The sequence below is a fragment of the Methanolinea mesophila genome (genome assembly GCF_017873855.1).
Lineage (GTDB): Archaea > Halobacteriota > Methanomicrobia > Methanomicrobiales > Methanospirillaceae > Methanolinea_B > Methanolinea_B mesophila.
Genome location: NZ_JAGGKR010000001.1, coordinates 1,470,796 through 1,488,563, shown reverse-complemented (window position 1 = coordinate 1,488,563; position 17,768 = coordinate 1,470,796). Strand labels below are relative to the sequence as shown.

The window sequence follows — 17,768 nt, the reverse complement described above, 5'->3', positions numbered from 1 at the left end:
ATGCGGCATCCCACAGTACAAGCAAGATAGGGATACCATGAGAGGGTCGTGACCGAAAGAACCTCGCGGGACCGGGTCACCAGGAGTAAATAATCCTGTAATCAACACTAAGGATATGATCCCGAAGGTTCCCCTGTCTGAATTGTCTGCCCGCGTGGAACGATTCAGGACCCGGATGGACGCGGCCCACCCAGACTGGGCACTCTGCGTCGTCTTCTCCCGGATCAACCAGTATTATTTCACCGGCACGATGCAGGACGGGATGCTCTTCATCCCCCGCGATGGAGCGCCGGAACTCTTCGTGCGCCGGAGCTACGAACGGGCACTCGATGAATCCCTGTTCCCCGCGATCCGGCCGATGGGCAGTTACCGCGATGCCGCGGCAGTCACCGGGGCGGTCCCGGAATCGGTATACCTTGAGACGGAAGTCGTCCCCCTCGCCCTCCTCCAAAGGTTCCGGAAATATTTCCCGGTAAATGACGTGCACTCCGTGGATTCCGAGATCGCAAAGACGCGATCTCTGAAGAGCATGTACGAGATCCGACAGATGGAACGGGCCGGCGCCATCCACCGCTCGGTGCTGGAAGAGGGCATCCCGGGAATGCTCCGGGAAGGGATGACCGAGGCGGAGTTCGGGGCCGGGGTCTATTTGCAGATGGTAAAGGAGGGGCATCACGGGATTGTCCGGTTCGGCATGTTCCAGACCGAGATCGAGGTGGGGCAGCTCGGGTTCGGCGACAGCTCGATCTACCCGGCGGCGTTCGACGGGCCGGGCGGCTGCAGGGGCATCGGGCCGGCAGCCCCGGTGCTCGGGAGCCAGAGCCGCACGCTCCGGAGGGGGGACCTCGTATTCATCGATAATGCCTGCGGGTTCGAAGGATACCAGACCGACAAGACGATGACCTACATGTTCAAGGAATCCCTGCCGGAGGAGGCGGTTGTCGCCCATATGGAGTGCGTCGATATACAAGGCCGGATGGCCGCGATGCTGAAGCCGGGTATCACTCCCTCGCAGATTTACACCGCGATATACGAGAGTCTCCCGTCCGGATTCCTGGAAAATTTCATGGGATTCGGCACCCGGCGGGCGTCCTTCCTCGGCCACGGGACGGGCCTCCAGGTGGACGAGTTCCCGGTGATCGCGAAGGGATCCGACGACCCGCTCGAGGAAGGCATGGTCCTCGCCCTCGAACCCAAGAAAGGGATAAAGGATATCGGGATGGTGGGTATCGAGAATACGTTCGTGGTGACGCCCCAGGGAGGCAGGAGCATCACCGGGCATCACCCGGGGCTCATGCTCGTCGAGTGAGACCACGGGAGGGCCCCATGCCGAGGCACGCTCAACATTCCCGATAGCGAGTATCTGAATTTTTAAAAAAAAAATATGACGGTTCGGGCGGGGTTTTTTCACGTCCGCTTCTTCTTCTCCTGCCATTCCCGGATACGGTCCGGGAGGGAGACCATCCCCTTCGGGAGGAAGATGATGATCAGCACCAGCAGCACCCCGATGATGATGAACCTGCCGTAGGAGAGCCCGAGCCCCTGGAGCCCGTCCCAGAGGAGGGTGATCACGATCGTCCCGATTACCGGACCGGCGAGGGTCCCGAGCCCGCCGGAAATGGAGTAGATGATCGGCCAGAAGGAGATGTCCACCCCGAAAATCTCCGGGGTGATGTAGCCCAAATAGTGGATCTCGAGCGCTCCCGCCACCCCGGCGAAGTACGCGCTTATGGCGAACGCGGAGAGCTTGTAGCGGACCGGGTCGATCCCCGCCGCCCGTGCTTCGAGCTCGTTCTCCCTGATAGCCGCGTACGCGAGCCCCACGCGTGATTTGAGGATGAACCAGAAGAGCACGATCACCAGGACCGTAATCACCAGAATGGAGTAATAGATCCACAGCAGGTACCCGGGCACCGAACTGGATATCAGGGGCGGTGCGGCGATCCCGTCCCATCCGCCGGTGATGGTAGCGAACTGGGTCACCACCAGCACCTGGACGATGATGGCGAATCCGAAAGTGACCATCGCGAGGAACCATTCCTTTAACCGGACGCAGATGATGGCGATGAACACCCCGGCGATCGCCGCTCCGCCACCGCCGACGAAGATGGTGAAGTAGGGGGAGAGCCCGCTCGCCGCTGCGGTGAGCGCCGATACGTAGCCGCCTATACCGAAGAAGGCCGCGTGCCCGAGCGAGCCCTGCCCGGTATAGGTGAGGAAGTTCCAGGCCGAGGCGAATATGATGAAGATCAGCATCAGGATCATCACCGTCAGGTAGTAGGCATTGAAGCCGGTGAGGATGGGGACGATCACCGCGATGGCGAGGGCGGCAAGGATCCCGTAGCGGACGAGTTTCTCTTTCTCCATCTCCTACTCCCCCTTCTCCCCGAACAGGCCCGTGGGCCGGACGATCAGCACGATGATCAGGATGATGAACGCGATGGCGTCCTTCCACGCTCCGCCGACCGTGAAGATGGCGAAGTTCTCGGCAATGCCCAGGATCAGGCCTCCCACGATAGCACCCGGGATGCTCCCGAGGCCGCCGATGATCACGATGGCGAACGCCTTGATCGCCGGGATCGACCCCATATAGGGGTTGAACACCTGGCCGCTCACCACCCAGAGGGTCCCGGCGGCACCGGCGAGCCCGGCGCCGATCCCGAAGGAGAGCATGTCCATCTTCTCCACGTTGATCCCCATCAGCATGGCCCCCTTCCGGTTCTGGCTGGTGGCCCGCATCGCCCGGCCGAGGCTGGTCCGTTTCAGGAAAACGTACAATCCCACCAGGATCACGACCGTGGTGAAGATGATGATCAGGTAATCGACCGGGATCTTCAACCCCCCGACGGTGACGGTGATCGCCTCGTAGGGGCTGTGGATGACCCGCCACTCGTCGCCCCATATCAGCGCGGCGACGTTCTCGAGGATGTAGATCAGCCCGATGGAGATGAAGATCTCGTTCAGTTTACCCGTGCCGAGGATGGGGCGGAAACAGAGCCGCTCGATGGTCACCCCGACGAGGATCAGGATAGGGATCGAGGCAGCCAGAAGCACGTAGGGGTTGAACCCCGAGAGGATGAAGAAGGTGAAGGTGACATATGCCCCGATCATCAGGAGCTGCCCGTGGGCGAAGTTGACCACCTTCATCACCCCGAAGATCAGGTTCAGGCCCGTGGCCAGGAGGATGTAGATGCATCCGGCGTACAGGCCCCAGAACAGGACCTGAAGTAAAATATCGGGGTTGACGTCCGTAGTCGTTCCTCCTCACACTTGCGGTATTGCTATTCTCGCGGGAAAAATGAAAAGATTATGCCTGGCCAGGCACGAACCAGTCGGGAAGCTGGAAATCGGCTTCCTTTAAGTTGGACGGCCAGACGATCACCGGGCGGGTCTCTCCGAGCGAGTTATCCCAGTGCAACTGGGACATGTAGAGCTGGAACTTGCTCTCCCTGAAGTCCGGCGAGAACCGGATGACCTGGCCCTGCATGGCCTCGACCATCTGGGGCACCTGGACGGTACCCAGGGCCTGGCGCACCTGATCCTTATCGAGCGTCCCTGCCTGCTCCACGGCGGCGGCGGCAATATAGACCCCTTCATAGGTGGCGGCGCCCATCATCCCCGGGAACCCGCCGAACTTGGTGTCGAAGTCCTTATTGAACTTGTTCACCGCTGCCTCGATCGGTCCCTTGGGGACTGCGTAGGGGGAGAACCTGCTCTGCACGATTGAATAGTCGGCGTAGCTGCCCACACCCTTGTAGAAGTCCGGATCGTCGTTGGGCTCTACCGCGACGAAGATCTTGTCCAGGCCGACTTCACGCCTGCCCTGGGTCTCGATGGGGATCTGTTCGTTGAGGAATGCCGCAACATAGATCACGTCGGGATTCGCGTTCTTGATGCTGGTGAGCACGGTGCGGTAATCGCTCTCGCCCATCTTGAAGGCCTCCTCCGCCACCACGTCGATGTTTAAGTTATTCGCGGCGATGGTGTTGGCGATCGCGGTCTGGTGTCCCTTCCCGTAGGGGCTGTCCTGGTAGAGGATCGCGAGCCGGAGCGGCCTGTCGGCGGGGAACCCGAACTTCTGGTTGATCGCCGGGCGGACGGTATCGTCAAGGAACAGGGTGATCTGCCCGCCGGAGTCGTCGCACGTGGGAGCGTGGTGGAACATATAGGTGGTGTTCACGTCGTCCCTCCGGGTAATGACCGGCGTGGATGCGCCGGTGATGATATAGGGGACGTTGTGCTCGGCCACGATTGACTGGTGGGCGGAGACCACTGCGCTGGAGAATCCTCCTACGAGGAGGTCGACGTTATCCTGGGTGATCATCCTAGAGACGGCCTTCTGCCCCCCTTCACGGGTGGACTCGTCGTCGCCCTGGACCAGAACGATGGGCACACTCTTATGGAGGCTCGCGACATAGACCCCTCCTTTGGCGTTTATTTCATCGGCGGCGAGTTGTGCGGACTGCCAGATGTCCTTTCCGGTAGTGCTTGCCGGCCCGGTCATGGAGGCTACCACCCCGATCTTCAGGGAACCATCCTGTGAGGGTGGGTTTGCGGTCCCGGACATGGTCGTGCATCCGGCAAGGAAAAGCGCTGCGATCAGCGCGAAAGCGAGGAGAATCAGAGATCGTTTCATGAATCGGCATCCTTGCTATGTTATAGCATGACAATGTTAGGAAAGTGCTCCCAATAAATGTTGTTATTTAGGACATACTCCGGAGAAGAGAGAGGTGACCGCCCCGGGCGCGAACCGGGAAACGATCCCTGGTGCAGGCCGGAGCTCGGATGGAATGATCTCAGGTTGTGAGATCCGACGCGACCATCTCCCGGAGGAGTGGATGGAGGAACGGCGCCCGGAAGAGCATGTGCAGCGCGGTATCCGCCTCCTTGTTGCCCTGTCTTGCGATCTCCCCGAGAAGGTGCACCGCTTCACGCTGCTCGCACTCGATGCCGATGTCGCAACAGGCCCTTTTCGCAATGAGGTACAGTGATTCTATGTTCTGGTCCCGGATGTTCTCCATGAAATCACCCCGAACTGTTATACACAATATGTTATTAAAATCTTTTTGTAAAATATTTTTAATTACCACTGAGAATCGGAACGGGTAAGGGTCCTGATAACCCTGCGGCATGATGGCCCGCCTCGTACCGTTGTTTCGAATAAAAAAAAGATGGGGGATCAGACCTTCTTCCACTTCAGGGGGAGCCAGTCTACATTGTTCGTGGCGATTACGAAGCTGCTGTCACAGATCCCGTCACGATTGGAATCCGGCGTGATCTGGGAGAATCCCTGCCCGTTGGGCTGGCCCCAGCTGTTCCCGCCGGAGAACTTGCCGCCGGTGATGCTTTTTACTTCAGACAGGCTGAGGTTCCATGTGTTCGAAGGGGTGCCGATGAGGTTGGTGTTGTTGACATTGAAGAAATAATTGTTATAGAACACGTTATTGGAAGAGTCCCAGAGCCAGACCCCCTCCCAGGCATTGTTCCGGACCTTGTTGTCGTAGAAGATGTTTGCATCGGACTGCCTGATCCTGAGTCCCGTCTGGAGGTTATTGTCAACGATATTGCCGCGGATCACGTTGTCATCCGACCCTCCGTTTAAGAATATCGCGTTGTAGGTACTGCAGGTCACGGTATTCTGGTAGAGATCGTTGTTGTAGCACTCGGAATTCAGGTAGATCCCGTTGTTGTTGTTCTTCAGGGTGTTCTGAGTGATCTGGTTGTCGGAGGACTTGTAGAGCAGGATGCCCTCGGCGCTGTTACCGGTAATCGTGTTCTTCTGCACGGTATTATAGTTCCCCTGTTCGTTGAAATTGAGTCCGACGCCCTTGTTGTTCAGGATCTTGTTGTTCTCGACGAGGTTATTATAGGAGAACCTGATCCTGATACCGTCCAGTGTGTTCCCCTGAGCGGTATTCTTCTGCAGAATATTTGATGCACTCCCACCGAAGAGGATCATACCACAGCCTCCGTTATCCTTGACGACCGAGTTCTGCACCGTGATTCCCCGGGAATTCTGGAGGAGGATCCCGTTTGCCGTCGAGCTCGAGACGGTCACCTTGTCGATCAGGCTGTCTTTCACGTCGGTAAGCCATAGCCCGGTGCCCCAGTCGGTGAGGACCATGTTCTTCACCACCACGTTCACGATGGACATGGCGGTATTCACGATCTTGACCCCCACGCTGTTCGGGTCGTCGGACCCGTCGATCACCTTATTTTTTCCGTCGATTACCACGCCCGAGGTCCGGACCTCGATGTACACCGGTGCGGTGCTGTTGGTGACGGGGTTCGCAATATAATACTGTCCCGGCTGGGTGATCACTGTGGGACCGGTGATCGGGATGGGTTTCGCCGCCACGGTCCCCGCAAGTGCCAGCATGCAGATTGCAAGAACGCATGCCAGGTAAAGGAAATGTCTATTTTCATGAGTTACGTCGGAATTCATACGCATCGACCTTTGAATGAAGGCGTATCCTATCCGGCTGAGGTACAGAGAATCATCTGCCCCCCTCGAAAAAAGCCCCCGCATAGAACCCACCAAAAGAATCCTTGCATGGCCGGGTAATAATGGTTTCATGGGAGAGTGACGGATTAAAATCGCTGAATATTCCGTACTTTTATATTCGGGGAAAGTCTCTCCGATAACTACACTATTGACCGATTCGGTTCTTCCCCGGGTTGGTTACGATAATCCCTTTACACTTCTGGAGCCGGGAACTTCCGGGGAGGTGGGAATTACGCCTGAAAAAAGACTGTAAGGAGGAGATGATTCTCCTTTTTCAATCCTGGTGTTGGTGGCAATGAGATTGGATTCGGATTACTTCTGATCGGTGATGAATTTCATTCAGTAGTCTCTTCCACGCTCCTGCATCCCGCATGTCCCGGTCCGTCTCCACGGGCGGGCATCGCGTCGGGGTTTGCCGCGATGAACTCCTGCATCAGCGTATGAGCCGTCTCAAGGTCCCCGGCCGCTACCGCCGCCTGGATCGCAGAGACGTCGTACCCTTCAGTGGTGAGCTTGTCCAGGAGCCCGGTGATCATCTCACCGCTCGGTGCTCCCGGTCTGTCTCCACGGGCGGGAACTGCATCGGGGTTGGCGGCGATGAACTCCTGCATCAGCGTATGAGCCGTCTCGAGGTCCCCGGCCGCTACTGCCGCCTGGATCGCAGAGACGTCGTACCCATCTGATGCAAGCTTGTCCAGGAGCCTGGTGATCATCTCACCGGTCGGGGCTCCCTGTCTGTCTCCGCGGGCGGGAACTGCATCGGGGTTGGCCGCGATGAACTCCTGCATCAGCGTATGAGCCGTCTCAAGGTCCCCGGCCGCTACTGCCGCCTGGATCGCCGCGACGTCGTACCCTTCGGTGATAAGTTTGTCCAGCATCCCGGTCAGGCGGTCCCCATTGGGCCCGCCGTTCTGGCCGGCATTCTGGACCGCCGCAGCGACCGGTGCAGCCAGCAGGGCGCACACGCAGAACAACGCGGTGATCCCCACCAATATTCCGGTTCTTTTCTTCATCATTTCATCCTGGTCTGGTGTATCCGGAAGGGTTGCCTTCCGGTGTAAAGTATATTTTACATTTTGTTATAAAATCCTTCCTGTCAGTATAACATTGAATACATCATTGTCCCGAACCACCAGGAGTCATAACCTGAGATAGGAGGTCTCCGGCCCTCAAATATTCCGGTAGAGAGACTTCCGGGGTTTGCCCCCTCCGCGGTTCCATGGGCATGATCAGGTCAGGCGTTCCGGGATCCCCCTCGATGACAAGGAACCGGAAAGGAGATCTTTACTGAGTTTAAGATATCCGGCATTTCATCATGAACAATACCCGCTTCTCCTCTTCATTTGCTGACCCTGAAAGAAATTGCACGCCTTCTTCTGAAAATAGTTACCTTTATCTCATATAATGTTATACATATCTAACATATATGAGAAATATCTCACAACAACTGGAAAATCAGGGAAATTACATGAAAGAAACTTCAACGGATAAATCAGGATCACAGACGTGGATCACTGGCCTGTTTGTCGCCGGGATACTTGTCTTCGGCGCCGGCCTCCTGATGCTCATACTTGGTCCTGCTTCCCTGCAGGGGGGTGTTTCACTGTCCTGCATCTCCGCCGGTTCGGTACTTATGATCATCTCTGCATTCCGTCTTTCCGGAAAGGGGAGATACCAGCAGGACGAACGAACAAGGAAGATCGGGGCCTACGGTCTCTCCTGGTCATGGTTCCTGACGTTCATCGCCCTGTTCGCGATCTTCTGGCTGAACGTCCTTGGGCTGTTCACCCCGGATGTCAGCACCCTTGCGGTGTTTCTCATCCTCCTGATGGGGGTCTCTGCCAAGGGGTTCCAGTGGTGGTTCTTCCGGAAGGGAGATGTCGGGTAAACCCGGGTGACGTTCATGCAGACCCGTATCAAGGAGTTCCGGGCGAGGAGGAACATGACCCAGGCGGACCTGGCCGACGCGGTGGGTGTCCGGAGGGAGACCATCGTCTTCCTGGAGAAGGGAAAGTATAACCCCTCGCTCCGGCTCGCCCACACGGTGGCAAAAGAACTGGGGACCACCATCGACCAGCTCTTCAGTTTCGCGGACGAAGAAGGCGGGGACGTGGTACTGGAGGATTAATTCCGGTGACTCCTGATCATACCGGCCATCCGGGGATTCGCTCAAGTCCATTCTCCCAAGGATACACGGACCGTTTTTCGATTTTTTTTCCATAGATCCTGCCCCGGTAATCAGGGCACGTTTCCAGGTTCAACTCCCCCTGTCCTTTCTTGAACCCGGACTTACCGCCCCCGCTGAACGTGTTTCACCTTCACGATCTCGGGGATCTCCCACCCGCCCAGCGCCTCGACGATCGCCTGCACGTACGGTTCCTGCCGGGTCATGCTCGGGGAGGCGGACGGGTCCTGCCGCCGCCCCTTTCTACCCATACCCGCGTGCCCGGTGGCGATGAAGTGCAGGAAATCTTCTACCGGCAACGTCCACTCACAATTGATCCGCAATCGCACAAAGTCGGGATTTTTCGGATGGGGGAGCATCACCGCCCTGGTCGGGGGGAGGAGGACCGGTTTTCCCCCGTTCGACCGGGAGAGGGTGACCACCTGTTCCCAGAGAAGATCACAGGCCTCCCCGCGTGCGGGGCATGAGCGGCAAAACCGGTTTGAGGGCGGGTTTCCGTCTCCCCGGTAGCGAGCGCAGAACCGGACATCCATAGACTGTGAAGGCCCGGGGGAATGAAAAATATTGGGAGGAACTCACTTCGGATCCGCTCCATGTACGGTACCCCCCGGACCCGGAGACCGGGGAGCTGCAGGACCGCACGCGCTTCCCCCGAACCGGAGCCAACCATGCAGCAATAAGTAGTCGGAGCGCTAATCTACGCCAATACATGGCAGGACAACCCGTGAATCGCAGGGAGGTGGCACAGAGGATCATGCTCGCTCTGCTCTTCCTGATTGTGCTCTCGCTTGCGGTCCCTCTTATCTTCGGTGCGGTCCTCGGGGTTGATGCGGCGGTGATACTCGCGTTCATCGGGGCCACTTTCGCCCTCCAGGCCGCCTCCCCCCCGATCGGTCTTGCCTTCGGCCTCTCGCCCTGGTTCATCCTGCTGATCATGGCGTTCTTCGCCCTGGGTATCGTCGTCGCCATCCGGGAAGCCTGTGACGCACTCGCCCTGGTCTCGACCCGGGTACGTGCATGGATCGCCAGGCTTGAGCAGAAAACCGAGAAACATCCGTTTATCAAACGATACGGGGCGGTCTCCTGTATAATGATCGCCTGGATCCCGGGGATCGGGCTCTACGGCACCCCGGTCATCTCCTGGATACTTCGCTGGAAACGCGTGCCTTCCCTCCTCTTCACGACGCTGGGGTTCGTGATCGCGGCCGGTTTCGTGCTTGTGTTCGCGAACCGGATCCAGGACATCGATCACCTGCTCTCCTTCGCCGGGAACGCCGGAGTAGTAATCTTCGTTGTCGCGGGAATGCTCTCGATCGGGTTCTCGATGCCGCGCTCCCGGCTCGTCCTCCCCATAAGGAACCTGCGGCTGTTCGTTCCTGCCCTGGCGGCAAATTTCATCGCCGTGCCCATAGTGGCCTGGCTCCTGGCCGCTGCTGCAGGGCTTTCCGCCGGGATGGGTGCAGGCCTGGTCCTGATGGGGCTGGCGGCCGGGGCCACATTCCTCCCCCGGCTCGACCGGATTGCCCGTGCGGACCCTGACCCTGCGGAAGGTACCGCGGTGATCATGATCGCCGCAAGCATCGTCACCATACCCCTGCTGCTCCCCTTCTTAATCCACGGCGAGGTTGACGCCCTGGATATCGCGGTCCCCCTCGTGCTTCTGCTTGCGATCCCGCTGGGAATCGGCGTGTTCATCCGTTCCCGGTACGAGAACGTCGCGGTGCGGCTGACGGGAACTCTCTCGAAAGTATCCTTCATCGCCATGATTGTGCTCTTTGCGGCGTACTTCCTGAGTTATTACCAGAACCTGCCCGCGATCTTCGTCACCGGTGCGATCCTGGCCCTCATACTGTTTATCGTCGTAGCATTCGTCATCGGGTTCCTGGCCGGGGAAGGCGGAGTGGCGCGGGTGCGCAGGGCATCGGCACTGGGCACCGCCCAGCGGAACCTTGCCGCGGCGTTCGTGGTGGCGGCGATCTCGTGGAGAGACCCCGAGCTCCTGGTCACGGTCCTGGTGACCGGCCTTGCGGGACTGCTCATCCTTGCCGGGCTCGGGAAGTACATGGCCGCGCAGGGGGTCTCTCGGGTGAATGTCGAGGATCCCGGGCCTGGACGGTAACAGGAACCCGGGAATATTCTAATATCCGGCACGCGGTCGATCCCGGCCTGGCACCGGAGGGAGGGGACGGTCCGACATTTTTTCCCCTTACGATCCGTCGGACATCCTGGTCCTTCATTGCAGGTGGAAACGTGTGAATCGGCGGGTCCGTCAACGTCGCCTTTGGGTGTAATAATCGAGGGGGTCTGTAACGCGTCCTCCCCGAAAAAAGAGTTATTCGATCCTGATCTGTTGTTTCAGTTTTTCCGTGGACTTTTTCAGGTGGACCTCCAGGACTCCGTTTTTAAAGGTGGCCGTCGCTCCTTCCTCAGTGACCGGTTCGGGAAGAGGGATCACCCTGCAGACCGATCCGAACCGCCGTTCCTGCATGTAATAGCCCTCTTTCTCCTCTTTCTTCTCCTCTTTCCGCTCATACCCGATCTGCAGTGCCTGCGGGTCGACCAGGTCGAGGGAGATCTCGCCCTTCTCCACGCCGGGCATGATATCCGCCGTCACGATCACCTCGTTATCGTGGGTGGCGACGTCCACGCGGAGTCCTCCCCTGGAGACCGGGGTGAGGTCCGCCGGGGTCTCTCCCGGGAGGAGCATCAGTTCCCCGGGTCCGCCCGTTCGCCCGAACACGTAGTCCATGTATGCCCGCATCTCGTCCAAATCATCATAGATCGAACGATATCGTCTTCTCATCTCTATCACTCCTTTGCCGTGGCGCACCGGGAGGGTACGTCAAGGAAGCATCCGGCAATATAAACTTAAATATTATAAATTTTTCCTCATCAGGGAGATCCTGCCGTTCAGCGCGGAATTTCGGCCGAAGATCTATTATTTCCGGTCGGAAGACCGCGAAAAGGCGGTTCTTCCCAAATAAAAGTGTGAACCATGACCTGCATTTCCCCGGACCCTGGGAGTGCCGGATTTTGAGTGCCCGCCGTTTCGGATCCCGATCCGGTTCCCCGTCACCTATTCTTTTTTATCTCTGCATCCGATCTCTGGGTATGAGTACGAAGCGCCTGTTCATCATCCTGGCACTCGCGGCGGTCCTGTTCACCGGCACCGTCAGCGCCCAGTATACCCTCCAGGACGTGATGGTGACCCCTTCGGGAGAGAACCTGGTCCCTCTCTCTCAGGCAACCACCTCCGCCACGGTCGCAATCATTCCCAGTGGCCCCACGACATTCATCGAGGGCTACACCCTGGTCCTCTCGACGGGGCTCGATGCCGCCCAGTGGAACGTGGTGGTCACGGTCAACGGGATCCAGGCTGCCGTGATCCCGAAAGCGGGGAACATCGTGTACGTGAACGGCTACCTGCTCTCCTATCCCACCGACCGCGATGTTGCAGTGGAAGTCAGGGTCGAGGGAGTCGTGCCCGATTCCCCGGGCGGGACCACCCTGACTATGCTCCAGGTCCAGGAGCTGAACAACCAGGGCCAGCTTGTCGGAGGCTCCACACAGACCGTGACCCGGACGATCGCCGGACCTCCCACCTCCCCTCCGGAGACGATCACCACCGTGGAAACCGTCCCCCACACCGTATCTCCTACCCCGACAAAAGCCGGATTATCCTTTATCCCCGCCATTGCCGGTATAGCAGCGGCGATCATCATCCTGTCGAAGAGGAATATCTAAATACCACCGGTTTTTTTCCGTAAAGGGGGGAGACACCTGTGTCTTCCCGCAACTCGGAATACACCCCGCATTTTCCGGATGCGGGGGGACCTGGAGCAGGGGGGAGGGCGGTATGGAGCATGTTCCCCCGGTTCGGACCGTATACCACCGTTTATGAGTTTTCAGGATGGCCTTGTTTCAAAGCCCGGGGATCCTGCGGGTGAGCTCGGCCCAGTCGTCGTTGCCGATGGCGGTATGAATGACTTCCTTCATCGAGATGAAGAGGGGGGGAGGCAGCGCCACCTGCCAGATCCTGGTCATGGTCTCCCGGTCAGTGGCCGAGACCAGGGGGTAGAGCCAGGCAGTAAGGTCGGCGAAACGCTCCTTCGGGACCTGTCCGGCCATTACGTTCATGGCCTGTACCTGTTCGGGAAGCGGGATCCGTTCCCGGAAGATTCGGTAGAGATGCGAATCCTCCTTGCCTAGGTGCATGAAAAGGTGGAACCGGAACGCTGCGGTGGCCCGGGCAGTTTCCAGGGAATCGCGGGCCGAATACGCCCGGTCGAGCCCGGCATATGCCGCGTCCAGCCCGTGGTGGTCTTTTAAGTACGATTCTGCAACAAGGGGGGCAACCTTCTCGACGGCGGGGAAGACCGCCAGCTCTTCTCCCTTTGCGTGCCAGTCGAGCACCTCGTTGAGGAATTTATACCGCCCGATGGTATGGTCACGACCTGCAGTTCCCCGGGCAGCGTCAAGCGCCGCCGAATCGATCTGTGACAGGTCGTTCCGGAACGCATTGTGAATCACCCGGATCCCGTCTACCGGTTCTGCCATGTGGGACTCATCCGTCCGGAGGGTTAAAAAGGTTGGGGCAGTTCATTCGGGTTTCGGGGTAGCCCTGAGCACCAGGATGGTAAGGTCGTCGTATTGCGGCGCTCCGGCGATGAACTCTCCGATCGCCTCCTGGATCTTCGCGAGGACACCGGCCGCGGTGAGATCGTGGTGCTGCCGGATTACCGCGACCAGGCGGTCCTCACCGAACTGCCCATGGGCTGCGTCTTCCGCCTCGACCACCCCGTCGGTATAGAAGACCAGGAGGTCGCCCGGGTCGAGGGTCACCGCCGCCTGGGTGTATATGGCGTCCTCGTCCACTCCGAGCGCCATTCCCGTGGGAGAGAGGGGGATGATCTCCCCGGTCGAGTCCCGGTAGTGGAGCGGGGGGTTGTGGCCGGCGTTCCCGTAGGTGAACTCACGGGCCCGGTGGTCGAGGATCCCGAGCACCAGGGTGACGAACATCCCCTGGTCGGCATCCGCGGAGATCATCCGGTTCGCATCCGTCACCGCCGCTGCCACCGGTTCCTTCATCCGGGCGCTGGTCCGGACGGTCGTCCGGGAGAGCACCATGAACAGGGCGGCGGGAACCCCCTTCCCGGCCACGTCCGCGATGACCAGGCCCGTCCGTTCCTTTCCGAGGTCGATGATGTCGTAGAAGTCTCCGCCCACTTCCCGGGCGGGGGTGCTCACCGCGGCGATATCGAACCCCTCGATCCGGGGCACTTTCCGGGGCAGGAACGAGAGCTGGATGTGGGAGGCGATCCGGAGCTCGGCCTTCTCCCGCTCGAGAGCTTCCGAATACTCCCTGATCCGCTGGATCATGATGGTGATGCTGTTCTCGAGCATGGTGAACTCGGGGTTCTCCATCCCCCGGATGGGATGGTCGAGGTCGCCGCGGGCGATGGTGTCCACGTCCTCGATGATCTCCCGGATCGGCCGGGTGAGCATCCGGGCGGTACCATAGGCCAGGACCACCCCCATCCCCACCGCGATTAGGGCTACCAGGAAGTGCAGGACAAGTATCTGATGGAGCTCTGCCTCGAGGAGGGCTCCGGAATTGACCATCTCGATGACCAGGCTCGGGTCGGAAGCCGCGGCAGGGTCTTTTAAGTCGGCGAAGAGGTAGGTCGTGACGGTCCCCCCGGCAGGGTCGGCGACGGAGAAGGTCTGCCTCGTGGCAAGCGCCCTGTCGATCCCCGGGTCCTCGACCAGGGTGCCGTTCGTCCCCGTGGGGACTGAGACGAGAACCCTGTTGGTGTCGACGATCCGGACCGAGACCAGGTTGGGGTCGAGCTGGAGAGTCCGTTCGGCAATCGTCGCGTAGGAGAGATCGGTCCTTTCCTGGAAGAACGCGTCCGATTCAAGGCCCATCTCCAGGAGGTAGCGGTGGTCGGGCGTGGGGAAGTAAGCGAACTTGCGGAGCGTCCCGGTCACCGTGCCCTCTTCCGTGCTGGGAATCGAACGGACCACCCGGTCCGCGGCAAAACTTGACCCTTCCCGAAGGCGGGTGATGGACTGGTAATAGTCGGGATACTGCTGGAAGTCGAGCCCCATTACCGCCGGGACCGTAGAGGCGACGATCACCCCGGACTCGTTGATCGCGTAGAGGTCGAGGGTGCCGGAAAACCCGGGCTGGAGGGTGGATTTGAGTGCGGTGAGATTGATCGCCGCGATATCCCCGCCGGATGCGTCGTACGCATCCAGGTAGAGGGGAAAGGCGTCCTGCATCTGCCGGTTGAGGGTGCTGTCGTAGAGCCGGAGCCCGGTATCGACCAGTTTGACCGATTCGAGGACGTTTTCCTCGATATATGCCTGGAGGTTCTCGTTCTGGGTGATCAGCTGGTCCCTGGTGCTCACATAGGAGACTGTGGTGAGAAATGCCGCGACCGCGATGATGATGATCACGATGAAGACCGTGAGGTAGGCACGGAGCGAGAGGCGTTCCAGCGAGAGAGAGGACCGGCGGGGCATGATGGTAGTTACGAATGCGACGAAAGAGTCGTGATCCCTACCAGGAACTTGGTAAAGGGCCCTGATAAATGGTGGGAGTCGGGACCGGGTGCAGGTGCCGGGTCCCTCCCCCCGGGAGTACCTGTTCGCGACAACCCGGCAACTGCCCGGAAACCGCCGGGAAACCCTCTGCGAACGGGTAACTATTTCTCCTCGGCCCGAACTTTTCCTTCTATACAGGAAGGGCTGATGCGAACATGGAGACGATGATCGCCACGGAAGGGCTCACCAGGACCTTCGGTTCCACCGTCGCGGTGGACCATGTGAGCCTCTCGGTGAAGAAAGGGGAACTCTACGGGCTGCTGGGCCCGAACGGCTCGGGGAAGACCACCATGATCCGGATGCTCACCGGCCAGATCCGCCCGACCGGGGGTTTTGCGACAGTGTTCGGGCTCGACCCCGGAAAGGACCCGGTCGGGGTGCGGGCCCGGGTGGGGATCATCCCCGAGCAGGAGACGCCGCCCAGTTTCCTCACCGCCGAAGAGTATCTCCGTTTCGTGGGGAGCGTGAGAAAGATCGGGGATATCGGGGCGGTGGCCGACTGGTGGTTCGATTTCCTGGAGTTTTCGGATAAAAAAGACGTGCTCTGCAGGGACCTCTCCCGGGGAACGCGGCAGAAACTGATGTTCTCCCAGGCCTTCCTCCACCGTCCTGAACTGGCCCTGATCGACGAGCCGCTGATCAACTTCGACCCGGTGATGCAGGAGAAGGTGAAAGGGTACCTCTCGGAATACGTGGAGAAGGGCGGCACGGTCTTTATTTCAACCCACATCCTGGAGATCGCGGAGGAGATCTGCACCGCGTTTGCCATCCTCCACCAGGGAAGGCTGATCCACACAGGGACCGTGCGCGAGCTCCGGGACCGCGAACAGCACCTGAACGAGTTTTTCCTCTCCCTGGTGAGGAAGGAGTCGCATGTTTGAGCTCTTCGTCGCGATGGTCAGGGAGGAGTGGCGTCTCCACGCAACGCTCTTCGGGAACTCCAGTTTCGCCCTCTTTCCGGTCCTGATCTTCGCCATCGCCTTCATGGGGTCGTTCCTTCTCCCCATCTTCCGGGCGGTCATCCCGCCCGGGACCCTCGCGACGCTCGCATTCGCCCTTTTCGCTCTCCTGGGCCTGATGGTCGGGGCGTTCGGGCTTCTGGGGAAAGAGGTGATGAACCGCAGGTTCGGCCAGGTGAGCCTGATCGCGTATTCCTCCCGGAGCCTCCCCCTCTCCGAGCGGCACATCTTTTCCACGTTCATCGTCAAGGACGTGGTCTATTACTTCATCCTCTGGATCCTCCCCTTCGTCATCGGGTTCGGTGCCGCCTCGCCGTTCATCGGCGTATCGCCGGGGACCCCCTTCGTTCTCGCGCTCACCCTCTCCCTCTCCTTCCTGACCGGGCTCTCCTTTGCATTCTTTTTCTCCACGCTTTACGCGTGGTCCAGGTGGCTGCTGGCGGCGGCGGCAGTCGTGCTGCTCGCAGGTGCGGCTGCGGTCTATACCGGGGGATACCATGACCCGGGGAGCCTCTACCCACCGCTCCGGCTCTTTTTGCAGTTCACGGCCTCCTGGCTGGTCGTCTCGCTCCTCGTGATACTCGTGCCGTTCGCGGTCTCCATCGCCGCCATCACTACCGAATATCATGAGGCACAGAAACGGTTCCGCGACCGGTTCACTTCCCTGCAGGCCCGCCTCGGATTTTTCCGATCCCCTGCGCTCACCGCGAAAGACTTAATCGACCTCTCCCGGAGCGGCGGCGGTGTCGGACAGACGATCTTCTCGTTCCTCCTCCCCCTGGGCCTGATCTGGCTGTTCCTCTCCCTCCTCTCGGCCCTGATACCCGGGCCGGGAGTCTTCCTGGTCTTCTCACTGCTCACCGGTGTAGTGGCGTCCACCATGTATACCTGGATCACCGAGTTCGACACCTTCTCCACCTACGCGTTCCTCCCCCTCGACGCCGGCTCGGTGATGCGGAGCAAGGTGACCACGTTTACCGTCATGCAGGCGATCCCGGTCGCGTTCCTGTCATTGGTGGCAATGGGATCGGGGCAGGTGCTCTATCTCGTCCCCGGGCTGGTCCTCTGCCTGGGGGTCTCGTTTTACGCCCTCGCGGTCATCACCTGGCTCGCAGGGCTCTCCCCGAACGTGCTGATCTATAATCCCAGGGTGCTGGGGCTGTTCTTCCTCGCGCTTTCGCCTGTGCTGCTCGTCCTGATCGCGCTCTCGTTTGCAAACCCGCTCTGGGCGTTCTCGGCCGTAGTACTCGCGGTCCCCGTGCTGTTCCTTTTGCCCCGGAGCGAACGGAAATGGAACTCGTGGGAGCATACGACCTATTGAATGTCGGAACACGGGAAGGAGTCTCCCGGGCGACGCGACAGCCCGGCCTGAACCTGGGAAAGAAAGGGGGGTATAAACCGCCTCTCCGTGCCGGGAATCCGGGAATTTCTCTCGGACTGCAGAATACCCAGCACCCGGGGGGGCACTCCCGGAGGCTAAGGACCGCCGGAAAGAGTTCTCCATACAAAG

General features: G+C 59.7%; 17 protein-coding genes. 7 read left to right on the top strand and 10 right to left on the bottom strand.

Features of this window, described 5'->3' with window-relative positions:
- The first annotated feature begins 115 nt into the window (after positions 1–115).
- The gene (locus J2741_RS07100; RefSeq protein WP_209674309.1) at positions 116–1,309 is read left to right on the top strand and encodes a M24 family metallopeptidase; all 1,194 of its coding nucleotides are present in this window, start codon (positions 116–118) and stop codon (positions 1,307–1,309) included.
- Between the two features lie 98 nt (positions 1,310–1,407).
- Here the strand turns inward: J2741_RS07100 and J2741_RS07095 are convergent, their stop codons facing one another.
- From J2741_RS07095 to J2741_RS07070, 6 genes are all read right to left on the bottom strand, one after another.
- Positions 1,408–2,367 (bottom strand): branched-chain amino acid ABC transporter permease, encoded by a 960-nt coding sequence (locus J2741_RS07095; protein WP_209674307.1) that lies wholly within the window; start codon positions 2,365–2,367, stop codon positions 1,408–1,410.
- A gap of 3 nt (positions 2,368–2,370) precedes the next feature.
- Positions 2,371–3,207 carry a branched-chain amino acid ABC transporter permease gene (locus J2741_RS07090; RefSeq protein WP_245249655.1) on the bottom strand — a complete coding sequence of 279 codons (837 nt, stop codon included), beginning with the start codon at positions 3,205–3,207 and terminating at the stop codon, positions 2,371–2,373.
- A 100-nt stretch (positions 3,208–3,307) separates the two neighbouring features.
- Positions 3,308–4,636, bottom strand: a complete 1,329-nt coding sequence (locus J2741_RS07085) for an ABC transporter substrate-binding protein (protein WP_209674305.1) — start codon at positions 4,634–4,636, stop codon at positions 3,308–3,310.
- Positions 4,637–4,796: 160 nt separating this feature from the next.
- Positions 4,797–5,021, bottom strand: a complete 225-nt coding sequence (locus J2741_RS07080; RefSeq protein ID WP_209674303.1) for a hypothetical protein — start codon at positions 5,019–5,021, stop codon at positions 4,797–4,799.
- A 158-nt stretch (positions 5,022–5,179) separates the two neighbouring features.
- A complete protein-coding gene (locus J2741_RS07075) occupies positions 5,180–6,445 on the bottom strand; it encodes a right-handed parallel beta-helix repeat-containing protein (RefSeq protein ID WP_209674301.1) in 1,266 nt (421 codons plus the stop codon).
- Positions 6,446–6,840: 395 nt separating this feature from the next.
- Entirely contained in the window at positions 6,841–7,521 is a 681-nt protein-coding gene (locus tag J2741_RS07070) for a hypothetical protein (protein ID WP_209674299.1), read from the bottom strand.
- A 452-nt stretch (positions 7,522–7,973) separates the two neighbouring features.
- On the opposite strand from J2741_RS07070, the gene J2741_RS07065 reads away from it, so the two are divergent.
- The gene (locus tag J2741_RS07065; RefSeq protein ID WP_209674297.1) at positions 7,974–8,393 is read left to right on the top strand and encodes a hypothetical protein; all 420 of its coding nucleotides are present in this window, start codon (positions 7,974–7,976) and stop codon (positions 8,391–8,393) included.
- 15 nt (positions 8,394–8,408) lie between these two features.
- Positions 8,409–8,633: a helix-turn-helix transcriptional regulator gene (locus J2741_RS07060; protein ID WP_209674295.1), complete on the top strand. Its 225-nt coding sequence runs from the start codon at positions 8,409–8,411 to the stop codon at positions 8,631–8,633.
- Positions 8,634–8,794: 161 nt separating this feature from the next.
- Here J2741_RS07060 and J2741_RS07055 read toward each other — a convergent pair whose 3' ends face one another.
- The gene (locus J2741_RS07055; RefSeq protein WP_209674293.1) at positions 8,795–9,223 is read right to left on the bottom strand and encodes a hypothetical protein; all 429 of its coding nucleotides are present in this window, start codon (positions 9,221–9,223) and stop codon (positions 8,795–8,797) included.
- Positions 9,224–9,399: 176 nt separating this feature from the next.
- Between J2741_RS07055 and J2741_RS07050 the strand changes: the two genes are divergently transcribed.
- Positions 9,400–10,809: a bile acid:sodium symporter family protein gene (locus tag J2741_RS07050; RefSeq protein WP_209674292.1), complete on the top strand. Its 1,410-nt coding sequence runs from the start codon at positions 9,400–9,402 to the stop codon at positions 10,807–10,809.
- 213 nt (positions 10,810–11,022) lie between these two features.
- On the opposite strand, the gene J2741_RS07045 is transcribed toward J2741_RS07050, so the two are convergent.
- Positions 11,023–11,493 carry an Hsp20/alpha crystallin family protein gene (locus J2741_RS07045; RefSeq protein WP_209674289.1) on the bottom strand — a complete coding sequence of 157 codons (471 nt, stop codon included), beginning with the start codon at positions 11,491–11,493 and terminating at the stop codon, positions 11,023–11,025.
- A 308-nt stretch (positions 11,494–11,801) separates the two neighbouring features.
- On the opposite strand from J2741_RS07045, the gene J2741_RS07040 reads away from it, so the two are divergent.
- Entirely contained in the window at positions 11,802–12,434 is a 633-nt protein-coding gene (locus tag J2741_RS07040; protein ID WP_209674287.1) for a hypothetical protein, read from the top strand.
- A 177-nt stretch (positions 12,435–12,611) separates the two neighbouring features.
- Here J2741_RS07040 and J2741_RS07035 read toward each other — a convergent pair whose 3' ends face one another.
- Together J2741_RS07035 and J2741_RS07030 are read right to left on the bottom strand one after the other, a co-directional pair.
- Complete coding sequence (locus J2741_RS07035) at positions 12,612–13,247, bottom strand: hemerythrin domain-containing protein (RefSeq protein WP_209674286.1); 636 nt, start codon at positions 13,245–13,247, stop codon at positions 12,612–12,614.
- A 42-nt stretch (positions 13,248–13,289) separates the two neighbouring features.
- Positions 13,290–15,218, bottom strand: coding sequence for a PP2C family protein-serine/threonine phosphatase (locus J2741_RS07030; RefSeq protein ID WP_209674285.1), 1,929 nt, complete (start codon positions 15,216–15,218; stop codon positions 13,290–13,292).
- Positions 15,219–15,454: 236 nt separating this feature from the next.
- On the opposite strand from J2741_RS07030, the gene J2741_RS07025 reads away from it, so the two are divergent.
- Together J2741_RS07025 and J2741_RS07020 are read left to right on the top strand one after the other, a co-directional pair.
- Positions 15,455–16,180, top strand: a complete 726-nt coding sequence (locus J2741_RS07025) for an ABC transporter ATP-binding protein (RefSeq protein ID WP_209674284.1) — start codon at positions 15,455–15,457, stop codon at positions 16,178–16,180.
- Complete coding sequence (locus J2741_RS07020) at positions 16,173–17,579, top strand: hypothetical protein (protein ID WP_209674283.1); 1,407 nt, start codon at positions 16,173–16,175, stop codon at positions 17,577–17,579. Before J2741_RS07025 ends, J2741_RS07020 begins: the two co-directional genes overlap by 8 nt.
- The last annotated feature ends 189 nt before the right edge of the window (positions 17,580–17,768 follow it).